Source organism: Paraglaciecola chathamensis S18K6 (assembly GCA_000314955.1).
Taxonomy (GTDB): Bacteria; Pseudomonadota; Gammaproteobacteria; order Enterobacterales; family Alteromonadaceae; genus Paraglaciecola; species Paraglaciecola chathamensis.
Map to the genome: position 1 here is coordinate 258,262 of BAEM01000032.1, position 25,891 is coordinate 284,152.

Here is a 25,891-nt window from a genome sequence, read left to right on the forward strand (position 1 = left end):
ATTTCATTTACAGCAACTAGAATCACTCAAGCCGTTGCTTTACATAGCGCTTTGGTGATTCGCCGAGTAGATTTTTAAACATGGTTATAAAAGCGCTTACTGAACTGTAGCCAAGATACTCAGAAACCCGTTGCACTGGCATGTTACTGCTGAGTTTTTGTACGGCGATGATCACATGTAACTGCGCTCGCCAGTGACCAAAGCTCATGCCGGTTTCTCGTTTTATTAGTCGCGCAAGGGTACGTTCGGTCATGGCTAAATAACTCGCCCATTGGGCAAGTGTTTTTCGGTCTTCTGGGTAGGCCAAAAGTTGTTGCGCTAGCTTAGCCATGGTGGGGTGCGTTGATAAGGGCAACGCCATGGGTTGCTTTGGCAAGCCGCTGACAACATCGATTAATACTTGGGCCATTCGACTGGTTTCGCCATAGCTAGGGTAATGCTGATCCAGTGAGGCAAAATGACAGATTAACGCTTTGGCCAAAGAGCTTATTGCAAGCGTGCAGGTTTTATTTGGCATGCGCAGTTCGCTAGCTTGAATAAACACGTGGCAAAGCTCTGCATGATCAGAAGCGCGATTACTATGGCTCACATGAGCTGGGATCCAAATCGCGCTGTGAGTTGGCACCATCCACATTTTGCCTGCAACTTCACATGTAACATAGCCATGCAGCGCAAGAATAAGCTGCCCTTTAGGGTGGGTATGTAGGGGCAGTTCGTGGCTATCATTGACTTTCTCAATACGTGCAACCACGGGTTGAGGCATAGTTTCGAAATGCTGTAGATCATTCCACTGTATAAAGTTCAGTAAGCTCATTTGTCGGTATTTAGTTATTTGTTGTCTTTATCTGTAAATTATAAGGGTTGAAGAGCTTCTATAATAGCCACAATTTTGCGACGTCTTTCACTATGTACATGTTTGATGTGAGTCATTTGAGCTCATGCTGATATCGCGTATCGCATGGTGCTGGCATGCGCCATGTTGAAGTACACGATTTGTCTTTAAATCATGTGCCGTTAAATCACGTGACAGTAATCGAGAAAAGCATGCGAGTGAAAAATGCAGCGCAACGCTTAAAAGCCATAAAGTCAAACGGGAGTAAATGTGCAGTTAGTAAGCAGGATAGGGCAGTCGGCACCGAGTAAAATAGCTGCATCAACCTTCGTTTTGGTATTGGGAATACTTTTTGTCGCCGCGAATTTACGTGCGCCAATCACTGGCATTGCCCCTATTCTCGAGCGCATTATTCACACCTTCACGTTAAGCAATGCCCAAGCGGGCATGTTAACCACCTTACCACTGATCGCATTTGCCGTGGCTTCGACCATGGCGGCCACATTGGCGCGAAAAATAGGCATTGAAAAAGCGATATTTATTGCGCTGCTATTAATAGGCGCAGGAATTGTTCTTCGGCTAATTGATTCTGTATGGATGCTATACATAGCCACCGCTGTTATTGGTGTGGGGATAGCTATCGGCAATGTATTGCTGCCAAGTTTGATTAAACGAGATTTTGCCACCCGAGTCGCCATGATGACGTCATGTTATGTGCTGGCAATGGGGATTTTCTCTGGTGGGTTTTCAGCGTTGGTCACGCCGCTAGCGAACCTTAAGGGGCTAAACTGGCAAGGGGCACTGGGGTTGTTCTCTGTTATCACTTTAGTGAGTATTGTGCTGTGGTTGCCACGATTAACTACTCGTACTATGCCTGATAATGGCGGCGGTGAACCGAATAAGAGTGGGGCGCCTCATACCGCGAAACTCAGCAAAGTATGGCATTTCGCTTTGGCTTGGCAGGTCACAATTTTCCTCGGTTTGAATTCCTTCATGACCTACGTGCTAATTGGTTGGTTACCTAATGTGTTAGTTGCTGCGGGGTATTCACAGGTTTACGCTGGCGTACTGCATGGTTGGCTACAGTTTTCATCGGCTATTCCTGGGTTCGTACTCATACCTATTTTGGCAAGATTAAAAGACCAGCGTATACCGGCGGTATTGATATCGATTTTAGGCGCTGTGAGTATTTTAGGGCTATTGTATGCGCCGCAGTTTGCACTAATTTGGACAGTACTCGTCGGGTTTAGCTCAGGAGGGTGCTTTATTTTAGGCTTATCGTTTATTAGCTTTCGCAGCCAAAACGCCTTACAAGCTGCCTCGTTGTCGGGCATGGCCCAATCTTTTGGTTACTTACTAGCAGCCGTGGGCCCCATGCTTGCGGGATATCTGTATTCTTCACTTGGTGATTGGTCAGGTAGCTTGTGGATGTGCGCCATTGCCTGTGTATGTTGTGCGGTAGTGGGCTTAGGGGGCGGGCGCAATAAAGTATTGCCGCATTTCTAATTCGCTTAGCTTCAACTCGTGCTTTACCCGGACTAGGGATCCTATATAGGACGCTAAATGCCTAAAGACTTTACAATTGCGCCTTGTAACATTTACTGCAAATCTTCGCCGAGGGGGCTTGGTGCGTCAGCGTTCACCCCTTGGTAAATTCAATACATACTTTTTTACGTTTACGCAAAGCCCTTTCGTGCGGGCGCTGAACGACTTTTGACGCACCGCAGCGCCGATGAAAACCTATCTTGGCGTTGCAATTGCTCCTTTGATAATCGACTCCACATACTATTCATTTACAGGAGAGAGATTATGTCAAACACAGTGAAAACGATTAACCCAACCACTGAAGAACAATTGAAAGAGTACACGCTATTATCCACAGACGAGGCGAACAAAGCCGTTGATCAGGCCGATGAGGTATTCCAACAGTGGAAGCTCACCAGCACCGAGGAGCGTGCCAAATTACTTAATAAGATGGCCGATGTTATCGAAGCCAATAAAGACGAAATAGTCACCCTAATGGTCGACGAAATGGGTAAAGTGAAGGAGCAGGGTTACCAAGAAGTGGAACTGTGCGCAGGAATTTGTCGTTATAGCGCTGAACAAGGGCCCAGTTTACTTGCAGATGAAGAGCGAGATTACGAACCCGGCAAAGCGATAGTAAGTTATCGTCCTATCGGTGTTATTTTAGGGATCCAGCCTTGGAATTTCCCGCTTTATCAAGTGATACGCTACAGTGCATCGAACCTGATGGCAGGTAATGTGACCGTGCTTAAACATGCTGCCAACGTATTTGGTATGGCGGTTAAAATTCAGGAAATGTACGAAGAAGCAGGTTTTCCCAAAGGTGCTTATCAATCGTTATTGATTGATGGTGAAGCGGCGAGTGAACTGATTAAACATCCAAAAGTACGCGGTGTATCCTTCACTGGTAGTGATGGTGTCGGTAAAAAAGTAGGTGCTTCTGCAGCAGAAAACGTCAAAATATCGGTACTTGAACTAGGTAGTAACGATGCCTACGTGGTTCTTGATGATGCAGATATTGACGTTGCGGTCAAAGCCTGTGTGACGGGGCGCGTAATCAATAACGGTGAAACCTGTGTTTCTGCTAAACGTTTCATCGTGACAGAAAAGAACTATGAAGCATTTAAAACCGCATTCGTTGAAGGCATGAAGGCTCTTAAAATGGATGACCCAAATCTCGAAGGGACAGACATTGGCCCGATGGCGCGTGAAGACTTGCGAGACAAATTACATGACCAAGTGACCGAATCGCTCAAAGCAGGTGCAACGTGCTTAATGGGTGGTGAAGTTCCAGACCGTAAAGGTTATTTTTATCCCGCTACCGTGCTTGAGAATGTCGGCGCTGGCTCGCCCGCTTATGATGACGAGTTATTCGGTCCAGTAGCATCTTTAATTAAAGCGAAAGACGATGAAGATGCAATGCGCATTGCCAACGATTCACGTTATGGCCTTGGTGGCGGTATATTCAGCAAGAACGAAGATAAAGCGATTGAACTTGCCCGTGACGTATTTGATACAGGAATGATCAATATCAACGGCTACGGTTTAGCGCATCCTAATCTACCCTTTGGTGGTGTGAAAGAAAGTGGTTATGGTCGAGAACATGGCGGCTTTGGTATGCGAGAGTTTGTTAACGTGAAAGCGATTATGGTCACTCAGTAAGTATGTGCCCTAAGATCTAAGCTAATTGCTGTTTAATCTCAGCAAAACAAAAGGCAGTCAGAATGCTCTGACTGCCTTTTTCCGTTTTTGATAATGCGTTGTTTTTAAGCGCGGGAAATCTCAAACGCGGTGTTTTATATCCTTCCGTGACCACTAAAAGTAAGCCGTAGCACCTTGAAGATATTGATTGAAGGCTCCTTGATTGGCTTGTTTTAACTTAGCGCATTGCCTGGATTCGTCTTGTGCAACGTCATAGCTGCGGGCCATACCGTCATATTTGTCCTTGTGTTTGGCGTAAAAGTCTTGCGCTAAATCGATATTGTGCTGACTGCAGCTGGAGGATACATATTCAGGCATACGGGCAATGTGATAAGCAGGCATTTTAGCGGTGACTTTTTCCATGTTTGAATCTAGCCATTGGTACAGCTCATCTTTATTTTCTTTGGCGTGACTTGCCGTGGCAATAAAACCCAGTACGTTTGCAGGGCTGACTGCATCACTTAGTGCCAAATTTAGCACTTTTTGAAGAACGACAGGGTTAGAAAATAACATACCATAGCGTATGCTGCTTTGGGTGTTAGCATCGTTGCTAGCAATATAGGCAGCTTTATATTTTTCAAACCAGTTTTCGCTGTCATTCACCGCCAAACTGCGCATAGCATTGGCGGCAATAGCTCGGCCTGTACTGGTGTCGTCTTTTAAGAACTTTTCGGTGATACGGCGACTTTCTTTAAGCACTGCTTCGTTTTGTGTGTAGCGACTGAGTAAACCAAATACCGCGGTGCGCAATCGACTTACGTCATTGCTGTCGCTTTTATCTTCGACTGTACCCAATCTAGCAAACCAATGACTTAACTTACTGTTTAAAAAGTCGGCGAAAAGTGCTTTGTTATCATCATCGACCAAATAGGTTAAGTCAGATAATGAAGCTACTACAGAACGGGCTACGACAGGGTCGCTCTCTTTGGCTAGCGCGTCTAGTACGGCCATATGTTGGCTTAAGCTGATCTTATCTGCTTTGAGCAAGGCATCTGAATTGTACAAAAGCGACTTTTTCTCTCTGGCGTTAAGTACTTGGGTATCTTCAAGCAATGCGTGTAATTGCTCAGCAGGGATCTGCCAACGCATGTAGCCCATAGCGTTATCGTTCGGGTAAACCCACTGGGCCTGTGCCAATTCTGGCAGATTCATTTTGCGTTTGTCTAAAAATAACTGACTATGAATGAGTTTGTCGTTCTTTTTATAGGTAATTGCCAAGGGCACAATCCACGTTTGTGCTGTTACTTCAGCACCAGATAAATGGTAACGACTTTGGCTTATATCGCCATTGTCAGCAAAACTAACTAAGGGATAGGCGGGTTGCTCTAGGTAGGTTCGCATCATGGCCGGTACATCAAAATCGGCGACACTCTCTAATACCTCCCACAAGTCCTCAGCTTGGGCATTACCCCAAGCGTGTTTCTGCATATAACGCTGAACACCTTTTTGAAATGCGTCTTCGCCTACTAACGCTTCTACCATCTGTAAAATTGACTCGCCTTTACTGTAGTTCAGGCCAAGCCCGTCCATAACATCTGTTTGACTTCGCACTTCCTTTTTAACGGCCTTCGTTGTAGGGCTGGCGTCTCCAGCAAATGCGCTTTCTTGAACCAACGGGGCTTGGGTATTCAGCTCAGGGTAAAGGGCCATGGTGATTTTGCCTTCCATCCAGGAGGCGAACGCTTCATTTAACCAAAGATCATCCCACCAAGACATGGTGACGAGATTGCCGTACCACATGTGGGCCAACTCGTGCGTTATGGTTTTAATTGGACCGCTTTGTTCAGTTAAGCGGGGAGCATCATCGAGTAAAAGCAGGCTGCTACGAAAGGTCACTAAGCCCGCGTTTTCCATTGCGCCATGAGTAAAGTTAGGCACAGCGATAAAATCGAGTTTTTCATAGGGGTAGGGCGTGGCGAAGTAATCTTCTAAGGCGCTAAGAATTTTAGGTGTTTGCGCCACGGCAAACTTGGTTCGATGGGCTTGGCTTTTGGGCGTGTATATTCGACCAGGCACGGATAATTCAGTGATTTCAGCTGAATCCATTTCGCCCACCGCAAAGGCGACCAAGTAACTCGGCATCGGTTTGGTTTTTTTAAACGCAACAGTTTGCCAGCCATCTTCTGTGTTGGTTGATTCCACGGGTGTATTGGAGATAACAGTATTAACCGATGGTGCGGTAATTGTCAGTTGATAGGGGATTTTATAGCTGGGCTCATCAAAGCTAGGAAACGCACGACGGGCGTGCATGTCTTCAAATTGGGTGAAAATATAGTTTTTACCCTCAAACGTTGAAAGGTACATACCATCTGAGGTGGTGTTAACCTTACCGGTAAATTCCATATGCAATTGATAGGTTTTAGCGGGCAAAATGTCTCGTGCTTTAGCATGTTGAATGTCATAGGCATGGCTCGACAGGGTTAGCTCAAACCGATCCATGCCGTCAATAAGCTCGGCTTTATATACGTCTAGATCTCGTTGATAAAAACGCACAATATCCGTAGGGTTTTCAATGTGTATCGTGATCGTCGTTTCACCGCTAAACGTCGCTTGGTTTGGATCTATTTTCAGTGAAATTTGTTGAAAACTCGGTGTTACGTTATCGCCTAGGCGATAGGCCTCTTCATTAGCAATGGCTTGTGAGGCTATAAGGAGGCTGAAGGCTGCACCTAAGCATCGTTGAATAAAAGTCATATTAAGTCCATGTTATTAATTGTTATTGACGTAATGCATCGAGTTTGGCGCGATACGCGCACTTGATGTATCCGTTTGACGTGCAGATTAGGTCAAATTGGTAGAATTGCAACGATCAAAAAGTTAACACTTGTTTCGTTAAACACAGAACTAAATAGGATGGCCAGAATTGAAAAAAGGCTCATAGAGCCTTTTTTACAGTGGGGTTACGCACACTTTATGCGCTGCTACCCCGCTTCTGGAAATTCGTAATCTTCAAAGGTTTTACGCAAGGCTAGCTTGTTTAATTTACCTGTTGCGGTATGGGGCAGTTCATCCACAAAAACCACATCGTCAGGCAATGACCATTTGTGCAGTTTGTCCGTTAAGAAGCTCAATATTTCAGCGCTCGTTACTTGTGTGTCGCCTTTTCGAACTGCGATAAGCAGTGGGCGCTCAGTCCATTTGGGGTGGTATCGACCAATCGCTGCGGCTTCTGCAATAGCAGGGTGACTCACTGCAGCATTTTCGATGTCGATAGAGCTCACCCATTCACCACCGGATTTAATAACATCTTTGGTGCGATCGGTAATTTGCATAAAGCCCTCAGGATTAATCGTTGCCACGTCTCCTGTATCAAACCAGCCTTTGTCGTCCACGGGGCATCCTTCTTCACCTGGGGTTTGTGACATTCCGTAGTAACCACTGATGACCCAAGGCCCGCGAACTTTCAAGGCACCAAATGCCACGCCATCCCAAGGTAACTCATTGTTATCTTCGTCCACTATGCGCATTTCAATGCCAAACACACCGCGACCTTGCATGGTTTGTAAATCAGTGATTTGTTCGTCTGTGTATTCTTCCATGCCGGGTTGCAAACCAAAAATTGTGCCTAGTGGGCTGGTTTCCGTCATGCCCCAACCTTGATATACCATAGTGTTATGCTGTTGTTTAAAGCGTTCGATTATGGTTCGTGGGCATGCTGCGCCGCCAACCGTGACACGACTTAGAGAAGTGATTTTTTTCCCGCTTTTATCTAAATAATCAAGCAGCGCTAACCAGATGGTTGGCACCCCAGAGCTGAAGCTTACGTTTTCACTCTCAATCAAGTTTTGTAAGGTTTCCCCGTCGCCCATCTTCGGACCAGGCATGACTAATTTAGTGCCTGTCATTATGGTACCAAAAGGTAATCCCCAAGCATTAACGTGAAACATAGGCACAACAGGCAGACAGGTTTCTCTACCGGATGAATTTGTCACATCGGGCAGAGCTCCGGCGTACGCATGTAACATGGTTGATCTGTGGCTGTATACCACTCCTTTAGGATTGCCCGTCGTACCTGAGGTGTAACACATACCGCTGGCGGTATTCTCATCAAATTCTGGCCATTCAAACTCAGTCGATTTATCTGCTATAAGTTCTTCATAGCACAGCATGTTTTCAAGTTTGGTCTGTGGCATATTGGCCTTGTTGGTCAATACGATGAATGTTTCTACATTAGGCAAATGCTCGGCTAGCGCTTCGATTAATGGCATAACCAATACATCAACAAATATGAATCTGTCCTGGGCATGGTTAATAATGTAATTCACTTGCTCAGGGAACAATTTCGGATTGATGGTGTGACACACCATACCGCTACCGGAAATAGCATAGTAAAGTTCAAGGTGGCGGTAATCGTTCCACGCTAAAGTGCCGATGCGGTCACCAAACTTCGCGCCTAATGCATCTAGAGCGTTAGCTAGCTGCCTGGTGCGTACAGCAAAATCTTTATAGGTGTACCTGTGACGAGGGTTATCAGCGGTAACCGATACAATTTCACGGTTCGGATAGTTCTTCTCTGCATGTTTTAAAATATTTGAAATCATCAGTTGTGAATTCATCATTAGCGCTTGCATTTTCGGTTCCTTATTCACGTCAAAGGGCAATTAGATTGCCCCTTTTAAATCATTAATTAATAGCCAAATTTAGCGTTATTACCAGGCGGTCACACCACCATCAAGCGCAATGGATTGCCCGGTCATATAGGTATTGCCAGGTGAAAGCACTAACAACATGGCGTTGACAATTTCTTGTGGTGTCGCAAGACGCTTCATCGGGCAACCGACGGCGAGTTGACTAATGCCTTCTTCTGAAATTTGCCCATCGATATTCAAAATATTGGTAGGGGTATAAAATGGGCAAATTGAATTGGCACGAATACCTTTACGCGCATATTCAATCGCCGCTGTTTTGGTTAAACCGATAACAGCGTGTTTCGCTGCTGAATACGCAGCACCTTTTGGGGCCCCGCCTAAACCGGCAAGTGAACTTACATTCAGGATATGACCGCTACCTTGCTTTAACATGACCTCAATTTGATGCTTCATGCCGAACATTACCCCTTTGACGTTCACATCCATTTGCTTGTCCATTGTCGCTTCGTCAAGCGTATGCATAGGTGCCATGCTATGCGCGATACCCGCATTATTTACCCCTATATCGACTCGGCCAAATTTTTCCATGGCGCTGTCGACCATAGCTTTGCAGTCTGCTTCTTTTGCAACATCACAGTGCTGTGCAATCACGTTGTCAGCGTAATCGCTAAGATTAGCTACTGTTTCAGCAAGCCCTTTAGGGTCGATGTCACTTATCACCAACTTACAACCACGCTCAGCTAAGCCTTTTGACAATAAACGACCGAAGCCACTGCCTGCACCGGTAATTAATGCCACTTGACCGCTAAAATCTAATAATGAATCCATGTTGATACTCGCTTTTAATCTGTTGAAATTGGGTTGTCGTTAATAAATTGCAGTAGCACTTGTGCCAGCTGCTGTGGTTGATCTTCTTGCAAAAAATGCCCACCGTTGGTGATGGTGGTATGTGATTGACCTTGCGTACCAGGGATGAGCTTTTGCATAATTTTGTCGCCCCCTGCGGTAACCGGATCGCTATCGCTAAAGGCAGTGAGAAAGGGTTTGCTGAAACGTTTTAAGGTTTGCCAAGCAGCGCGATTGTTTTCGGTTTGTGGGTCGTCGGTAGTAATGGGCACCAGAAGTGGAAATTGGCGCACACCTGCTTTATGTTCTTCGCTGGGGAAGGGGGCGTTATACCCTTCAAGTACGCTCGGTGCCAGTTCAGTGACCGTGGCGCCTTTAATAATGCCCGCGACGGGAAATTCTGCTACCTCTTGTGAAAACGTACGCCATTTCATAAATGCTTCTCCAGGCGCGTGATCTCCTGTGGGCAACATGGTATTGGCAGCAAGAACGCGTGCAAATTTATCTGAATGCTCTGCCACTAATCGCAACCCAAGCAGGCCTCCCCAGTCTTGACAGACTAAGGTAATGTTTTCTAACGATAGCTGACTAAGTATGTTGCGTAGCCAGTCCAGATGCCGTTGATAGGTATAGTCGCTGCGCTTTGTCGGTTTGTCTGAGCGGCCAAAACCAATAAGGTCTGGCACGATAACCCGATAGCCTTTATCTGTGATGGGGGCGATCATATTTCGATACAAAAAGCTCCATGACGGCTCACCGTGCAGCAGAAGTACGACTTCACCGTCTTTACTGCCTTCATCAAGGTAATGCATACGCATTTCGCCACCGTCAAAGTCATCGACGAAGAGGTAATTTGGTTTGAAGGGATAGGCTGTTAAACCTTCAAAGCATGCATCTGGCGTACGTAAATACTGCATCAATCATTTCCTAGAGGGGCTAAATAACGACGTGTAAACACATTGTTAAATTTGTAATCGTGGTATTAGAAAATCACTTGGCCCGTCAAAAGTCAACTCGCCTAAATTAATGCAGAAGTATGAATTTAATGAATAATAATATGGGCGTTTATTTTTTCTCCGTTATTAGCTCTAATTATTAATCAATATAAAACCAATAAATTTGGATGATTCAGCGCCCTGACCTAGTATTCGTTTACTAATTTGTCTGGTAAGAGGTGTTTATGAGTGAAGCAGTGATAGCTGAAGTACAAGGAAATGTCGCGGTTTTGTATATGCAAAGCCCACCGGTTAACGCGTTATCTAAATCAGTTCGCGTAGGTTTAATTGAAAACATTAATCAAGCACTGGATAACGACCAGGTCGACGCCATTGTTATTTCTTCAAAACTAGCCTTATTCTCTGGCGGTGCTGATATCAGTGAGTTTTCAGGCGGTAACCTTGAACCTCACTTGCCCACCGTTTTGGATGTGATTGAAAACGCTTCCAAGCCAGTGATTGCAGTGCTTAATGGCCCCGCATTTGGTGGTGGCCTAGAAGTTGCGCTTTCATGTCATTATCGCGTTACCTTCGCCAGCAACAAAGTTGGCTTACCGGAAGTGAATTTAGGTATTTTACCCGGCGCCGGCGGAACACAGCGTCTTCCTCGTCTGGCTGGTGTGGCAAAAGCACTAGACATGATTGTTTCAGGTCGTCCTGAAAAAGCCAGCAAGCTTGACGGTGTATTTGATTTAGTTGTAGAAGACCCAACGAACTTACTCAGTGAAGGTATGGCGTTTGTACAAGACGTTATTGCCAATGGGGCTAAGGTACGCAAAACATCAGACGTAGAGATAGATAAAGCCAGCGCGCCAGATGAGTTGTTTGCTCAGTATCGTCAAGGCCTTAAAAAGCAAGCGCGGGGATTTTTTGCACCAGAGCGCTGTATTCAAGCCGTCGAAGCATCGGTTGCATTACCATTTGAGCAAGGCTTAGTGCGTGAGGGTGAATTGTTTATGGAGTGTATGGCTTCTAAAGAAGCACGCGCCCAGCAGCATTTCTTCTTTGCTGAGAGAGCCGCAGCACATGTAAGTGATTACGACAAATCTACCCCTACACGTGACATTAAAAAGGTCGGTATTATTGGCGCCGGTACCATGGGCGGCGGTATTGCCATGAACTTTGCTAATGCTGGCATACCTGTAGTGATGCTTGAACTTAAGCAAGAAGCGTTGGATAAAGGCCTAGCGTTAATCCGTAAAAATTACGAGAACTCAGCGAAAAAAGGCAAGCTAACCCAACAAGCTGTTGAAGACAGAATGGCTCTGTTACAGGGCTCTACGGAATATGAAGCATTAAGCGACGTAGATTTAGTCATTGAAGCTGTGTTTGAGAAGATGTCAGTCAAAAAAGAAGTGTTTGGCGCACTTGATAAAGTGTGTAAGCCAGGTGCCATACTCGCTTCAAATACCTCCACCTTGGATGTAAACGAAATTGCAGCATCGACTTCTCGCCCAGAAGATGTCATCGGCTTGCACTTCTTCAGCCCAGCGAACGTGATGAAATTGCTAGAAGTGGTTAAAGCGGAAAAAACTTCACCTGAAGTGATTAAAACGTCGATGCAGATGGCCAAGAAAATCAACAAAGTGGCTGTGTTGGTTGGCGTATGTTTCGGCTTTGTCGGCAATCGTATGATTGAACCTTATGGCCGTGAAGCTGCCCGTTTGATGCTTGAAGGCGCAACGCCGCAGCAAGTTGATAAAGTCATTTATGACTTTGGTTTGCCTATGGGCCCATTCACCATGGGTGATATGGCAGGTTTGGATATTGGTTACTACGTACGTGAATCACGCCGTGAATTTATTGCTCATGACCCTAGTTACTGTGTGGTTTCAGACCGCTTAGTGAAGCAAGGCCGAGTAGGGCTTAAATCGGGTCGCGGTGCTTATATGTACGAGCCGGGTAACAGAATGCCAATTCCTGATCCTGAAGTGGTAGAAATGGCCAAAGAAGAGGCAGAGCGTCTTGGTATCGAACAACGTGATATCTCAGACCAAGAAATTTTAGAGCGCATTATCTTCCCACTAATCAATGAAGGTGCATTGATTCTAGAAGAAGGTATAGCCGCTAAATCAAGCGATATTGATGTTATTTATGTGTATGGCTACGGCTTCCCAGTGTATCGCGGTGGACCAATGCAATACGCAGACGAAATTGGCTTGAAAAACGTTTACGAGGCGATGTGCAAATATCGTGATGAATTAGGTGAATACGGTAGCCATTGGTTTGAACCAGCACCGCTATTGAAACAACTGGCTGAGCAAGGCAAACGCTTTGCTGATTTCAAGCAGTAACACCTACTTAACCGATTAAACAGAGAGAAAAACAATGAAAGAAGCAGTCATAGTATCAACCGCAAGAACCCCCATAGGCCGTGCTTACAAAGGGGCTTTCAACAATCTTGAAGCGCCAAGCATGGGTGGCCACGCCATTCGTGAAGCAGTAAAAAGAGCGGGTGTCGACCCTGCATCAGTTGATGATGTCATCATGGGTAGCGCCTTAACCCAAGGCAGCGGTGGGATGAATATTGGTCGTCTAGCGGGGCTTGCCGGCGGCTTGCCAACGTCTGTTTCAGGGATGACCTTAGACCGCCAATGTAGCTCAGGTATGTACGCCATAGCGACAGCAGCCAAGCACATTATCACCGACAATGTGCCTGTAATGGTAGCAGGCGGACTAGACCAAATCAGTTTGGTGCAAAACAAATACATGAACACCCACCGTATGGTGGATCCTGCATTGGCGAAAATGCATAAAAATATTTACATGCCTATGTTGCAAACCGCTGAAGTGGTTGCCGCTCGTTATGGTATTGAGCGTGATGCGATGGATGAATACGCATTGCAAAGCCAAATGCGCACGGCTGCGGGTCAGGCTGCAGGTAAGTTTGATGATGAAATCGTACCGGTAACCGCCACTAAAGTGGTGGTTGATCGCGAAACTAAAGAAGAAAGCTTCCAAGAAGTCACATTGAGCAAAGATGAAGGTAACCGTGCTGACACGACTATCGAAGGTCTTAAAAGCCTTAAACCTGTGATTGAAGGCGGTGTAATTACTGCGGGTAATGCGAGTCAGTTGTCTGATGGTGCATCTGCTAGTGTGTTGATGGATTCTAAATTAGCCGAGCAACAAAACCTAACACCACTCGGGGCTTATCGTGGTATCGCAGTGGCCGGTTGTGAACCAGATGAAATGGGTATTGGTCCTGTGTTTGCTATTCCTAAGTTGCTTAAGCAACACGGTTTAACGATGAACGATATAGGCCTGTGGGAGCTGAACGAAGCGTTTGCTGTTCAGGTTATGTATTGCCGCGACAAGTTAGGCATTCCTGATGAATTACTTAACGTTAATGGTGGCGCGATCTCGATTGGTCACCCTTACGGTATGAGTGGCGCGCGTATGGTGGGTCATGCACTTATCGAAGGTAAGCGCCGTGGTGCAAAATATGTCGTGTGCACCATGTGTATTGGCGGTGGTATGGGCGCTGCTGGTTTATTCGAAGTTTATTAAAGTTTTAGGCGCCTTGAAGAAGGCGCTAAAAATGCTAAAAGAGGTTACAGAATGGAAGGTTATAAAGCGCCGCAAAAAGATGCACTGTTCGTCATGAACGAACTGTTAGGCTTTGAGAAGCATTACGCTGATCTTGGTTTTGAAGATGCATCACCGGATATGGTCGAAGCAATTTTTTCTGAAGCTGCAAAGTTCAGTGAAAACGTGTTGGCTCCACTTAATGCTGTGGGTGATGAAGAAGGGTGTACCTGGGAAAACTCAGTGGTCACCACACCGACAGGATTTAAAGACGCTTATCAGCAATATGTTGAGGGCGGTTGGCCGTCAATGACACACCCGGCTGAATTCGGCGGCCAAGAATTACCTTATTCGCTGTCATCTGCTTTAGGTGAATGGCTCTCAGGTGCAAACCACTCTTGGGCTATGTACCCAGGTTTGAGTCAAGGTTGTATGGCAACTCTTGAAGCCCATGGCACAGACGAACAGAAGAAAATGTTCTTGCACAAATTAGTTGCAGGAACTTGGACAGGCACTATGTGTTTGACCGAATCTCACTGCGGTTCTGACTTGGGCATGTTAAAAACCAAAGCGGTCAAGAACGATGATGGCAGCTATAGCTTAACCGGCACCAAGATTTTCATCTCAGCGGGTGAGCATGATATGTCTGAAAATATCGTACATATCGTGATTGCACGTTTACCCGATGCACCTGAAGGTACAAAAGGTATTTCGCTGTTTGTTGTACCAAAATTCAATGTGAGTGCCGATGGCGAAAACGAAGATCGTAATGCGGTTACCTGTGGTTCAATTGAGCACAAGATGGGTATCAAAGGTTCGGCGACCTGTGTGATCAACTTTGATGGCGCTAAAGGTTATTTGGTGGGTACTGAAAACCGCGGCTTGAACTGCATGTTCACCTTTATGAACTCAGCCCGCATTGGTACCGGTCTTGAAGGGTTAGCATCTAGCGAAACAGCGTTTCAAGGTGCATTAGCATATGCTAAAGATCGTGTGCAATTTCGTTCAATGAAAGGCGTACAAAATCCTGACGGTCCTGCAGATCCGATCATAGTACACCCTGATGTGCGTCGTATGTTGCTTACCCAAAAAGCGTTTGCTGAGGGTAATCGTGCACTTGCCATTTACGCCATGAAACTGGTTGATATTACGCTGTACAGTAAAGATGAAGCGGCTAAGCAAATCAGTGAAGCGAAACTCGCTTTTCTCACGCCAATTGTTAAAGCGTTCTTGACTGAAACAGCGCAAGAGTCGACCAGCTACGGCATGCAGGTGTACGGCGGACATGGTTTCATCAAAGAATGGGGCATGGAGCAGCTTGCACGTGATACGCGTATTTGTACCATGTATGAAGGCACAACCGGCATTCAAGCAATTGATTTGTTGGCCCGTAAAATAGTGGGCTCAAACGGTAAACTGCTAGAAGTATTCACCCAAGAAATACGTGACTTCTGCGTAAGTATTCGTGATAAAGGTCAATTCAATGCATGGTCAAATGCGATTGAAGTGCATTTAGACGAGTGGAAACAGATCACCGTTGATATTACCAAACGTGCTGCGCAAAACCCAGACGAATTAGGTGCAGCTTCGGTGGATTACCTTATGTACTCAGGTTACGTAACCGTCGGTTATTTCTGGCTTAAAATGGCTGTACTCGCCCAAGAAAAGCTTGATGCTGGTACTGACAATGCAGCGTTCTATGAAGCGAAGCTGCATACTGCGAAGTTTTACTTTGATCGGTTATTAACCCGTACTCGCTCTCTTGTTTCCGCCATGGAAACAGGTGCCGATAGCCTAATGAGTATGCCGGTTGACCAGTTCGACCTAGGTGCGTAACGCGCTAAATCATTAATAGAGTGAACTAAGGCGAACGTTTTTTAAAAGCGTTCGCCTTTTTTATAAAAGGGACATACGATGCCAATGACTCATCATTATGCCGATATTAATGGCATATCACTGCACTATGTTGAAGCGACCTGTCTTAGTGACGAGCCGAACCCAGATACCCTGGTTTTTCTGCACGGATTTCCTGAATATTGGGGTACGTGGCAAGCGCAAATCGATTATTTTCGTCAACAATATCGTGTCATCGTGCCAGATTTAATGGGCTACAACTTAAGCGATAAACCCAAAGACGTTAGCGCCTATAGTGTGCCGAATTTGATTGCTTTGTATGCACAGTTTGTGAAAACCATCAGTCAAAATAAAGCGGTGCACCTCGTTGCTCACGACTGGGGTGGGGCGATTGCGTGGCCATTGGCAGCGTTTCATTCAGGCCTTTTTGGTAAATTAGTGATTTTAAACGCCGCTCACCCAAGCACGTTTAGCCGAGAAATGGCGGTTAATCCAGAGCAGCAGAAAAAAAGCGCGTACATTCATCGTCTCGTCGCTGATAACGGTGTTGAGTATGTTGAACAAGATGACTTCTGTATGCTCAAAGACATGTTGTTTGACGGTATGCATGACACGCAATTCAGCGAACGCCATAAGGCCGAATATCTGCGCGCTTGGAAGCAACCCGGCGCCGTAAACGGTATGCTGCAATATTATCGCGCTATGCCGCAGTTACCGCCTGAGCCTTCATCATCGCCCAATGATGTAACGACTCAGCAAGGTTTGCATGACGCCACGAATGTAAAAATCCCTCACATTCGTATTGAATTACCTACGCTTATTTTATGGGGCGAACAAGACGAAGCGTTTGTCACTGGCATTTTAGAGGGCATAGAAGATTATGTACCTGACTGCCAAGTTAAGCGTTTTGCTGATGCGACCCATTGGTTACATCATGAAAAGCCTGACGAAGTTAATGCGGCTATTTACCAATTTTTGAAAAGCTAGGATTGCTCAGCGTTTTACAAAGTCGCTGTACATCGTCCGTTAAAAATAACCTCTAGCCGTTTATAGGTTGGCTTATTGGTTAGTGTCAGGGTCGTGCGCTATCACTTGATTACGGCCATTTTCTTTAGCGTGGTATAAGCGTTTGTCAGCTTTGGCTATTAATTGATTTAAGCTTTTACCGTCACATCCATAGGTTGATAGCCCTGCACTTAGGGTGATTTGAATGTCACATTTTGCGGTTGAAAACGGAGTGATCATTAAGCGTTTTCGTAGTGCTTCAATTTGCCCATAACCTTCTTCTAAATCGGTTGCCACCATCAATAACGCAAATTCCTCTCCGCCAAATCTTGCTAATAGGTCTGTTTTGCGGGTGTTGGTTTGCAAAAAATTAGCCACATGGCGCAGGGCGTCGTCGCCCACGGAGTGCCCATGGACATCATTTATCGTTTTGAATAGGTCTAAATCAAAAAGCACTAAGGTTAAGGGCGCGTTGTGTCGAGTCGCTAACGCACTGAGTTGCTGAAATCCTTCATTTAACTTCATACGATTAGCGAGGCCTGTTAGCGGATCTGTTCCTGCTAGCGATAACAAACGCGCTTCGTTTTGCTCTCGCGTTTTTTCATACACATGGGCAAATGCCATCATCAGTAATGCGCTGAGAATGACGTTGGCCGAAATCGCCACATTCAGTGAAAATTGCTGCTCGAGCGAAATAAAACGCCAGTGATAAGAGATAATTCCACACACAATAAAAATCGTCGAATAGAAAAATCCTAGCTTACGTCCAACCAGCAAGTATGAAATAACCGGTATGGTCAATATCCACACGAAAATTGATTCAGACGACTGAGGTAGAGACAGGCCATAAACCATAATAATGAAAAAGGGCACGATATAGATGTTCACCCAGCGCTGAAAATGCACCGTGGTTTTAATGTACTTGAGTAATCCTAATGAAAATAAGCCATAGCCTAGTTCGATTGATGCAAGTAGCCATAAGCCGCGATAAAAATTAATTACCGAGAAAATGATCCCGCCGAATACGGTCACCATAAGTAACACGACCATGATATCCCTGCGGTACTTATAATTCTGAACTAATTGTTCTGTCATTATCCATCTCATACCACTTTTGCATTACAAGCACCCGTAAACGGACGTAAAGCAATCGTGGATCCATTGTATTTATAATGCAATTAACGCAATTGCTGAAATTATAGCTACTAACGCGACTTCATACCTTCAGCGTGATATTGCTGAGCTAGTTTGAACATAACCATTACGACCCAAGTTATCAATAATTAACGGGGATATTGCGCAAGTATAACAGGAGGTTAAACTCAATTTTTGCGTGGGGTGGTGGTATATATTTACCGGTTAGAATAGGCATGTGGGCAAAAAAACGGCCTCAAATGAGGCCGGCTGCTAAGGCGTCAAGTTGCGCTACCTGACTTGCCATGTTGAAACAATTGGTAATTACTGGGCCTATATCCGGTCGTTCAAAACTGCAACAATGGGCGAATTGGTTAAACCATTTTCACTTGCCCAAGCCACTACCGTTTTGCCGTCTGTTTCCGGTGAACTCAACTCGCTTTTTGGCATTTTCTTCACCATTAAGGTGCCTGTTTCGACTGCATCATTTAGCATAGCAGTACGGATTAAGCTGTTGCCGCCGCAAGTAATACCTGAGTAGTAATCTTGTAATTTAAGGCGGTAATCCGACTGCACGCGTTTCATTTTTTTGCGCAGTTCGCTTTTATCATCTGCTTTGACAATGGTACAAATATTTTGCAGTGCTTCTGCTACGTCAGCTTGCGCAGGAGCAGCAAACACAATAGAAGTAGCGGCGATAGCGATAGAAGTTTTAACGATTTTCAACATGGTCAATTCCTCAGTAGTAATAAGTATCTCGATTTGATGGCTTTATTAAACGCTATCTAAATTGATTAAAAAATCTACAAGCTAATACTTTGGTATAAGGGTTAATACCTTCAGTTACTCATATGGGTTATTCAATTCGGTGAAAATATCAGCAGACACTGTTGGAATATAATTTTTGAATTTAATGACTAAAGCGCAAAGAAAGTACCGCTAACAAAGCGCTCAGCACTCCGGTTTTAACCAAGATAAGGTGCCTATCGCAATGAGTATAAATGCAAGTCGCTGAGGTACAGACCTCAGCATATGGTTATTCCCCTCGCACTATTAACTATTATTCAGTAAACAATGCGCATTATGCACAATGTTTAAATACTCAGATCGAGCAGGTTATAGTCTTTTAGCTTGTCTAACGTATTGCTTTGCCAACTAAAATCTACTTTGCTGTGTGCAAGTGGCTGGTATTGGTATGGGGTTTCATTTGGGTATTGTGCTTTGCGCGCTTCAATGGCATAGCCTAGTGCATGGGAGCGTTTTTCAATTAGCGCTTCGTCAAACACCACCGCTTCGCTGTGAATACCGGCACCTTTTACATTAAGTACAGAGGTACGCTTATGAAAACCAAAGTTAATCGTAATACGGGGTTCAAATCCCGTATTAGCAAACGACCCATGAAGCAGTTGGCGATTGCAAATTACCACATCACCTGGGTTACAAATAATCGGTAAGGCATCAGCAATGCGCTCGCTACCCGTGTCTTGCACTAACTTTTTAATGTCTATACGGCCCTTTTTATGGGAGCCAGGTACAACCCAAACCCCATTTACCGCAGTACTGCCGTATACCTGCGCCATAAAGTTGAAGCCATGTATTTGCGCGTCGAACTCAGGTGCATCCCAATGGGTATCGCCATCTTGATGCCAAGAAACTGCCGCTCCTAAACCTGGCTCTTTAATAAATAAACATTCGTGAAAAGGCGCAAAGTCTTTGCCATTAATGGCTTCTGCCACCTTTAATAATTCCGGCTGAGCATACACCCGCAAGCAAGCAGGGGAGAACTGTAACGAGCCTAAAAGCACAAACGGTGACTCTTTTGGGGCGCTGCTGGCAGCGGTTGGCTCAAACAGTTTTACCTGATGACGACCATTTGCGATGGGGGTGCCACCTAAAGGGTCGCCTAGTGATTTGGCCCATAATAGGTTAGGGGCTTCGCAATCTACACCCAATGCGGGTTCACCATTGGCATTTGTTTTAGCGCCATTTGCGCTGGCGAAACGTTGCTTCAATTGCGCTAGGTCTTGCTCTATATCTGCGAGTTCGTTTTCATCCAATACGTTTTCAAAAATATAAAAACCATAGGTTTGATACGCATCTACGATCCCTTTATCTAATTGCCCATGTTTATCAAACGTTAGGGGGCCTCGATTAGGCAGTGCGACAGCCTTGGCTTGACCTTCTATTAAGTATTGACGCATAGCGTCGGCATTTTCGCCATAATGCGCGGCACATGCCTCAATCGAAGCACTAATATCTTTAATCATACTGTATTCCTCTTTTTGTAAACAATTTGTTAATTAACTCATTCTTAATCTTTAGTAGTTTTTGTGCAACATAAAAATTAATGTATGATAAAGTTTACTTTAAAGAAACAATACGAGCAGAGTATATGAAGGCAGCTAGGAGCCAAGGCGGAGTTGCAACTCGCACAGCCAATAAACTGAAACGCAAGCAGACCATCCTCAACACCGCGCGGGGCATTATAGCCAGTGGTGGCTATTCGTCTTTTACCCTGGCGGAGTTGGCCAGCTTAGCTAATGTGACCGTGCCAACTATCCATAATTTGATTGGTAACAAGTCGGAAGTGTTAAAACAGTTAGTGGTCGACATGGTCGAGCGTACCGAACACGTGCTGTTTACCGATAAATTTAGTGACCCCATCACAGCCGTTGAGTCTTTTACTGATAATCTGATGTCACTTTACCAAGACGACGAAGCCTTTTATAAAGCAGCGTTTGTGATAGGTGAACAAGAGTCACTGTTTGAACACGGCCACGCGGGAGGTATCTTTAAAAAGTCACTTAAACTTGCTTATAACGTGTGTACTGAAGCTAAGGAACATGGCTTTTTAAATGGCAACGTGGACCCCGAGTTGTTAGCAGATAGGGTGTTTGCCAATCAGCGTATTGCTCGTTATGACTGGATGCATGGTTATATCGACTTGTCGGAGTACCGCAGGCAAATGATTTGCGGCATGCTGCTTACCTTTGCAGCAGATGCAACTGAAGAATACAGGGTTGTTTTGTTAGCTAAAATTAATCACGTTTTCAGCAGCAGGAAATAGCGCGTCGCTCGAAGTAATACCAATTCTAAAAATAAAAAATTAACCACTATTAAAAGATTGTTGCTTATTGCGATGCGGACTAGAAGTGATATGTAATCGTAAGTGTATCGGTATTTTATGGGAGTATTGCTATTGTTAAGTTAAACAGTCAATAGCGTAATAAAAAGAGTTGCTGTGATTGAATGACAACAAACAACTCTTGGTTGTGGCACATAATCGCGAAGCGGTTAAATGACGCAAGTAAATTGTTTAGCGGGTGAGGGTTTTGATCAGTGCACTGTGTTCAGGAAACGTACTAACAAGCTCTTCCTGCTCAGCAAGTTGCATGTCTTCGTATTCAAAGCCAGGGGCCACCGCTTCACCTATCAAACCGTAGCCATAGTCGCCAGTGGTCGAGATTTTCGATGCTTTCCACGTGCCACCTTTTACCACCATTTGCATTTCATGGCCTTTGGTTGGATCTGGGCCGAGTACGCGTGTCTCTAGGCTACCGTCTTGATTGAGCAAATAGTAAGTGATTGGGTCACCTGCATGGAAGTAATGCATGATGTCAGAGCGGTTTATGTGAAAATGGCTAACAGGCGATTTCGCGCTGAGCAAATAATAGATTGAGGTCATGTTAACGCGATCCCCATGGGCTGTGCTTAACATTGGACGATGATCTGCCTTAAATGTTTGACGATAGAAACCACCTTCGACGTGTCCGGTTAAGTTTAACGATTTGATTAGCTCTTCGGCACTGAGTTTGGCATCCACAGGCTCAGTCGTTGGCTTGATTAATTCGTTTAACGTATCTTCATCCGGTGCAACCTTTGATGCTTCATAGGGCAGGGCGTCTTTGTAGGTGCTCCAATTAGCGATTATGTCGTTAACCACCACACTGCCGACGTTATAAGCAGATTCAAGAGCAGATTGCATACCAGCGTAACCGTTTTCTCCGCTTTCCATGGCGAGGTTCTCGGCGGCGGTTAAGCTGTCAGGCTGCATGGCATAGTTACTGGCGGCGCGCAGAACCATAAAGCGCGACTTATCGACTTTATTAGCATTATCAAGATAAATCATTGATTGGTAACTGCCTGTGTCTTCCATACCAGAGGTGACGAAATTTGCTTGGCCGTTACTCCAATATTGTGACCAATCGTTGGCCCATTCATTTAGCAACTTGCCGTGCCAAAACGTTGCAGCAGCCATATGATCGCCGATGAGTACGAACGGGCGTTTACGAGCATTGGGGTAATTGAGGTATTTCTCGCGCAACTCATACATGGCTGGGTAATCACTAAGGGCTGTGTCTTTACTCAGTTCATAGGCCCACTTTGTTAGCTTAGTATTGAGCTGATAGGCTTCGCCATTCATTGCCTGAACAGGTTTACCACTTGGCTGTGCATTATCTTCGGAGTCTTTTTCTGAGTTGGCTTCTGAGTTAGCTTGTATCGGCTCTACACTAAACAAAGGGAAGTAACCGCTTTTCCAATCGTCAGGAATTTCGCGTCCGTCGATTTCGTGAGCTAAGTCACCATCAATTAACCAGTTCGCCCACACCGCAGAACCAATAGATGCGTCTTGGGGGTCAACACCGGCAATTCCCGCAACCAACCAGTAAGCGTGGGTTAAATCAAAGCGCGGATCTAAGCCTAAAGCCATAATAGCTGCAGCGGCTTTGGCAGTGCCCATACCTGTGACGATACCCATTACGCCTGTGTCTTCATTGACGTAAATATCGTGGTGAGACATGGGAAATGGATAACGTGTATTCAGGTTTTGGCCTTCTTTCCACATTTGAAATTCACCGGGCTTATCATCGTCGTCTTCACCGATTTCAAACATAGTAACCACGACAACTTTTATCTCTAAAGGTTGAGTTTGCGCTGATGTTTCAAGCGCCTCGCTAGTCGTTTGTTGTGCGGTTGTTGGGCTCTGACAGCCGCAGATAAGCACGCTGAGAAAAAATACACTAGAGAGGGAAAGAACGGAATTGGACAATATTTTTAGCATAGTTTTACCATTAGATAAAAAAACAGGCATGCTATTTAGCATACCTGTCTGTGGGAATAAATCACTTATAAAAACTTTATGTGTGATTAAAACTTATAAGCAATTGACGCTTGGTAGTGACGCGGAAGTTCAGGTAGTACAATTTGTGCACCAAATAAATCAGGGAAGTTAGCACGGTAGTACTCTTCATCTGTTAGGTTTTTGATGTTCAAACTAGCTGACCATGTATCTGTGGTATACGTCACACCGGCGTTAACCAAGGTGTAAGACGGGAGCTTAACGGATTGTGAGAAGCTTGAGTATGTCTCATCAGCACGAACTATACTGGCACTAGCGGCGTAACCATTTAAGAAATCATAGGTCGCATTTAGTGTGTATATGTTCTCAGGAATACCGGCTTTTCTAGCTGTCTCTTTGCTCGCCCCTTCAGGTATCAGTGTTAAACCGATAGGGTTACCACCAAATACCAATGACGGGTCAGTTAGGCTTGTTAAGTCTTCCGCACCTAAGAAACCGAATAACGAACCACCATTGCCATCGTTATATGCCGTTAAGTTATACACTTTCATTTTAGTATAACCTGCGCCGACTACGAGTTGATCGCTCACTACCCAACGTAATTCAAACTCGGTTCCTTTGTTTTGCGTGGTCGCGTTAGTCACAATCGCTTGGGCGTTAAAGTCTGAGCGTTCTTGTTCGTAAATGGACAACGCAAAATACAATGAGTCATCTAAGAACGAGCCTTTAATACCAAATTCGGTAAGTTCTGATGTATCAAACGCACCGTTATATTCATTGCCGTCGTCATCAATTAGCTGACCGTAGCCAATTTCAGCACCTTGGCCGGCGACAAGTGTTGCTTGCTCTGCGAGGGTAATATATGGAATCAAACCGAAATCTGTTTTGTATGAAATACTGGTATTCCATGAGGTACCATCTACTGTTTGACTAGTCGACAAGATCTCGCCTTTATTAAGGAGTAAATCGCCGCGGCTCGTTGTTTCGATATCTATCGAGTCATAACGTAACCCTAATACGATATTTAAGCCCCAGTCCCATGTTAAATCGGTCATGGCGGCAATACCTAAATCGGTATAATTCCCTTTGTCGTAGTTATCGTAATTATCGTTAATGCGCGTGGCTAGCTCACGTCTATCAAGGGCAGTTGATTCCATCGTTAGATCGCGACGGTTAAAGTATTCGTAAGTGAAGTCATCCCCATGTAAGAAGTTTGTGTGACGAATTGACGGCGAAAACTGAAATTGTGCTAATAATGAATTGCTTTCGTACTCGGTAGAGAAAATCAGTTTGTTTTCGATCACAGAGCTGTTGTGGAACTGCGAGAAACCATAAGCGTTCTCGTTTAAGTTCTCATAATCTTCGTAGAAGAATTGGTTTTTGATTTCCCAACCGTTGTCTGTGTAATAGATGGCATCGAAATACAAGGTTTGCACTGTGTTTAGCAACACATCATCCGCTGCAACCAAGACTTGGTCACGGCCTAATGTAGTGGTACCAACATTTTCTAACTGCATCAAATCAGTGGCGTCTGCATCTGTGAATAAAGAAGGAACGGCGTAAAAGAAACCGTTACCTGCGAGGTTTACTGCAGCGTATTCATCATGAGATATAGCACCGCTACCATCTGTATCGATGTTTTTAGCTGTACCTGTGATGTAAGTGCCATTATCAATTAAATCTTGAGTTAGGCGGTTCCAACCAGCAACTTGGTTACCGTCATAATCGTGGTACATACCACCAAACTCAAAGCGAAGGTTTTCTGTCACGTCGATATTGAATGACCCTTGCAATACTGTTTGGTCGGTACCTGAGTTTTCATAGTAGCTGCCTGAATTTTCAACTTCGCCATACAAATAGAAGCCGGCTTCTTTGCCCCCAAGCGTAGCGGGGCCACCTATTTCAGCAGTCAGTACACTTTTATCCCATGAGCCAAGGGTATAAGAGAAAGCACCTTCATTTTCGTCTAAGTATTGACCGCCACTTGCGCGGGCAGATTTAGGGTTAAAGTTTAAGTAACCACCAATTTTCGCTGGACCATAGATAGGTGATGCCGGGCCGCGGACAATATCAATGCGGCTAGATGCGCCTATTGGAGTAGGGTAGTTGCCTGGGTTATCTAGACGTTTAACACCTCGGAAATAGGTTTCACCTGGCGTACCACGTACATCAAGCGAGCCTGCAACACCAAAAAACGATTGGGTGAAGGTACCAGGTGAAAATGCGACAAGGTCGTCTATATCCGTAACGGCGAAACGTTCAAGCATTTCATCACTGATGGTTGATGCTGAGCGCGGCGTTTCTAAGATAGATTTACCGAAACCAAATACAGCTTCAACACCTTGCCCAGGTAAACTGCCTAACGATCCCGTTACTTCAATTCGCTCCACCGCCGCGGCTTCTTCACTGTCCGCTTCTTGCGCTGAAATGGTGGGAGATAGCGTCATTGCTAGCCCTAATAGAACAGCGTTGCTCAAGGTTGAGCTTTTAAATAAGGGATGTTTCATCAGTATTCCTCTAACTATGGTTCTTATGTGTTTTATAAAACGTGCTTTATTAAAAGTGTTTCAGTGTGTTTCAATGTGCTACTGAGGTAAAAGCAGGAAGGGTGCCAAAGACTTGTCCAAATGGTCAGGAAATTAGTGTAATGCTTAACTTGTTGATATTTATGAAGTATTCAGGTTTTGTTGTTGAAGAGAGTTAAAAAAATACGCTCAGCTGGCAGGTTGTTTGAATTGCCTGCACCAAAATGGCTCGAATTTCCCCCTATTGCACCGAAACATTCACAGCTGACGTATTAACC

The 25,891-nt window shown here is 45.0% G+C and carries 17 protein-coding genes; 7 read left to right on the forward strand and 10 right to left on the reverse strand.

Annotated features, from left to right (window positions below; genetic code table 11):
* Positions 1–22 precede the first annotated feature (22 nt).
* On the reverse strand, positions 23–814 hold the full coding sequence (locus tag GCHA_RS10775; RefSeq protein ID WP_007988023.1) for an AraC family transcriptional regulator: 792 nt from the start codon (positions 812–814) through the stop codon (positions 23–25).
* A gap of 288 nt (positions 815–1,102) precedes the next feature.
* Here GCHA_RS10775 and GCHA_RS10780 point away from each other — a divergent pair, with 288 nt between their 5' ends.
* Positions 1,103–2,338 carry a CynX/NimT family MFS transporter gene (locus tag GCHA_RS10780; RefSeq protein WP_007988027.1) on the forward strand — a complete coding sequence of 412 codons (1,236 nt, stop codon included), beginning with the start codon at positions 1,103–1,105 and terminating at the stop codon, positions 2,336–2,338.
* A 303-nt stretch (positions 2,339–2,641) separates the two neighbouring features.
* Entirely contained in the window at positions 2,642–4,018 is a 1,377-nt protein-coding gene (locus GCHA_RS10785) for an NAD-dependent succinate-semialdehyde dehydrogenase (RefSeq protein WP_007988030.1), read from the forward strand.
* 153 nt (positions 4,019–4,171) lie between these two features.
* Here GCHA_RS10785 and GCHA_RS10790 read toward each other — a convergent pair whose 3' ends face one another.
* The 4 genes from GCHA_RS10790 to GCHA_RS10805 form a co-directional block, all read right to left on the reverse strand.
* Entirely contained in the window at positions 4,172–6,751 is a 2,580-nt protein-coding gene (locus GCHA_RS10790; RefSeq protein ID WP_007988034.1) for a M1 family metallopeptidase, read from the reverse strand.
* Positions 6,752–6,978: 227 nt separating this feature from the next.
* Positions 6,979–8,628, reverse strand: coding sequence for a long-chain-fatty-acid--CoA ligase (locus GCHA_RS10795; protein WP_007988035.1), 1,650 nt, complete (start codon positions 8,626–8,628; stop codon positions 6,979–6,981).
* 78 nt (positions 8,629–8,706) lie between these two features.
* Positions 8,707–9,474: an SDR family NAD(P)-dependent oxidoreductase gene (locus tag GCHA_RS10800; protein WP_007988038.1), complete on the reverse strand. Its 768-nt coding sequence runs from the start codon at positions 9,472–9,474 to the stop codon at positions 8,707–8,709.
* Between the two features lie 14 nt (positions 9,475–9,488).
* Positions 9,489–10,409 (reverse strand): haloalkane dehalogenase, encoded by a 921-nt coding sequence (locus GCHA_RS10805; RefSeq protein ID WP_007988040.1) that lies wholly within the window; start codon positions 10,407–10,409, stop codon positions 9,489–9,491.
* 263 nt (positions 10,410–10,672) lie between these two features.
* Here GCHA_RS10805 and GCHA_RS10810 point away from each other — a divergent pair, with 263 nt between their 5' ends.
* The 4 genes from GCHA_RS10810 (at position 10,673) to GCHA_RS10825 (ending at position 16,856) form a co-directional block, all read left to right on the forward strand.
* Positions 10,673–12,781 carry a 3-hydroxyacyl-CoA dehydrogenase NAD-binding domain-containing protein gene (locus tag GCHA_RS10810; protein ID WP_007988043.1) on the forward strand — a complete coding sequence of 703 codons (2,109 nt, stop codon included), beginning with the start codon at positions 10,673–10,675 and terminating at the stop codon, positions 12,779–12,781.
* A gap of 34 nt (positions 12,782–12,815) precedes the next feature.
* Positions 12,816–13,997 carry an acetyl-CoA C-acyltransferase gene (locus GCHA_RS10815; RefSeq protein ID WP_007988044.1) on the forward strand — a complete coding sequence of 394 codons (1,182 nt, stop codon included), beginning with the start codon at positions 12,816–12,818 and terminating at the stop codon, positions 13,995–13,997.
* Between the two features lie 51 nt (positions 13,998–14,048).
* A complete protein-coding gene (locus tag GCHA_RS10820; RefSeq protein ID WP_007988045.1) occupies positions 14,049–15,851 on the forward strand; it encodes an acyl-CoA dehydrogenase C-terminal domain-containing protein in 1,803 nt (600 codons plus the stop codon).
* A gap of 78 nt (positions 15,852–15,929) precedes the next feature.
* On the forward strand, positions 15,930–16,856 hold the full coding sequence (locus tag GCHA_RS10825) for an alpha/beta fold hydrolase (RefSeq protein WP_007988046.1): 927 nt from the start codon (positions 15,930–15,932) through the stop codon (positions 16,854–16,856).
* A gap of 72 nt (positions 16,857–16,928) precedes the next feature.
* Here the strand turns inward: GCHA_RS10825 and GCHA_RS10830 are convergent, their stop codons facing one another.
* From GCHA_RS10830 to GCHA_RS10840, 3 genes are all read right to left on the reverse strand, one after another.
* Positions 16,929–17,969, reverse strand: a complete 1,041-nt coding sequence (locus GCHA_RS10830) for a GGDEF domain-containing protein (RefSeq protein WP_193362825.1) — start codon at positions 17,967–17,969, stop codon at positions 16,929–16,931.
* Between the two features lie 372 nt (positions 17,970–18,341).
* Positions 18,342–18,737: a DUF3718 domain-containing protein gene (locus GCHA_RS10835; protein WP_007988048.1), complete on the reverse strand. Its 396-nt coding sequence runs from the start codon at positions 18,735–18,737 to the stop codon at positions 18,342–18,344.
* A 365-nt stretch (positions 18,738–19,102) separates the two neighbouring features.
* Positions 19,103–20,275, reverse strand: coding sequence for a phytanoyl-CoA dioxygenase family protein (locus GCHA_RS10840; RefSeq protein ID WP_007988050.1), 1,173 nt, complete (start codon positions 20,273–20,275; stop codon positions 19,103–19,105).
* A 125-nt stretch (positions 20,276–20,400) separates the two neighbouring features.
* Between GCHA_RS10840 and GCHA_RS10845 the strand changes: the two genes are divergently transcribed.
* Positions 20,401–21,075 carry a TetR/AcrR family transcriptional regulator gene (locus GCHA_RS10845; RefSeq protein ID WP_007988051.1) on the forward strand — a complete coding sequence of 225 codons (675 nt, stop codon included), beginning with the start codon at positions 20,401–20,403 and terminating at the stop codon, positions 21,073–21,075.
* 249 nt (positions 21,076–21,324) lie between these two features.
* Here the strand turns inward: GCHA_RS10845 and GCHA_RS10850 are convergent, their stop codons facing one another.
* Positions 21,325–23,100 carry a cupin domain-containing protein gene (locus tag GCHA_RS10850; protein ID WP_007988052.1) on the reverse strand — a complete coding sequence of 592 codons (1,776 nt, stop codon included), beginning with the start codon at positions 23,098–23,100 and terminating at the stop codon, positions 21,325–21,327.
* Positions 23,101–23,156: 56 nt separating this feature from the next.
* Positions 23,157–25,595 (reverse strand): TonB-dependent siderophore receptor, encoded by a 2,439-nt coding sequence (locus GCHA_RS10855; protein ID WP_007988053.1) that lies wholly within the window; start codon positions 25,593–25,595, stop codon positions 23,157–23,159.
* Between the last annotated feature and the right edge of the window lie 296 nt (positions 25,596–25,891).

Bases quoted from the DNA above. Each gene is read 5' to 3' on its own strand.
- GCHA_RS10815 (WP_007988044.1), top strand. From the start codon at position 12,816: ATGAAAGAAGCAGTCATAGTATCAACCGCAAGAACCCCCATAGGCCGT.
- GCHA_RS10855 (WP_007988053.1), bottom strand. From the start codon at position 25,595: ATGAAACATCCCTTATTTAAAAGCTCAACCTTGAGCAACGCTGTTCTA.
- GCHA_RS10790 (WP_007988034.1), bottom strand. From the start codon at position 6,751: ATGACTTTTATTCAACGATGCTTAGGTGCAGCCTTCAGCCTCCTTATA.
- GCHA_RS10775 (WP_007988023.1), bottom strand. From the start codon at position 814: ATGAGCTTACTGAACTTTATACAGTGGAATGATCTACAGCATTTCGAA.
- GCHA_RS10820 (WP_007988045.1), top strand. From the start codon at position 14,049: ATGGAAGGTTATAAAGCGCCGCAAAAAGATGCACTGTTCGTCATGAAC.
- GCHA_RS10845 (WP_007988051.1), top strand. From the start codon at position 20,401: ATGAAGGCAGCTAGGAGCCAAGGCGGAGTTGCAACTCGCACAGCCAAT.
- GCHA_RS10835 (WP_007988048.1), bottom strand. From the start codon at position 18,737: ATGTTGAAAATCGTTAAAACTTCTATCGCTATCGCCGCTACTTCTATT.
- GCHA_RS10800 (WP_007988038.1), bottom strand. From the start codon at position 9,474: ATGGATTCATTATTAGATTTTAGCGGTCAAGTGGCATTAATTACCGGT.
- GCHA_RS10805 (WP_007988040.1), bottom strand. From the start codon at position 10,409: ATGCAGTATTTACGTACGCCAGATGCATGCTTTGAAGGTTTAACAGCC.
- GCHA_RS10830 (WP_193362825.1), bottom strand. From the start codon at position 17,969: ATGACAGAACAATTAGTTCAGAATTATAAGTACCGCAGGGATATCATG.
- GCHA_RS10795 (WP_007988035.1), bottom strand. From the start codon at position 8,628: ATGCAAGCGCTAATGATGAATTCACAACTGATGATTTCAAATATTTTA.
- GCHA_RS10850 (WP_007988052.1), bottom strand. From the start codon at position 23,100: ATGCCTGTTTTTTTATCTAATGGTAAAACTATGCTAAAAATATTGTCC.
- GCHA_RS10825 (WP_007988046.1), top strand. From the start codon at position 15,930: ATGCCAATGACTCATCATTATGCCGATATTAATGGCATATCACTGCAC.
- GCHA_RS10840 (WP_007988050.1), bottom strand. From the start codon at position 20,275: ATGATTAAAGATATTAGTGCTTCGATTGAGGCATGTGCCGCGCATTAT.
- GCHA_RS10785 (WP_007988030.1), top strand. From the start codon at position 2,642: ATGTCAAACACAGTGAAAACGATTAACCCAACCACTGAAGAACAATTG.
- GCHA_RS10810 (WP_007988043.1), top strand. From the start codon at position 10,673: ATGAGTGAAGCAGTGATAGCTGAAGTACAAGGAAATGTCGCGGTTTTG.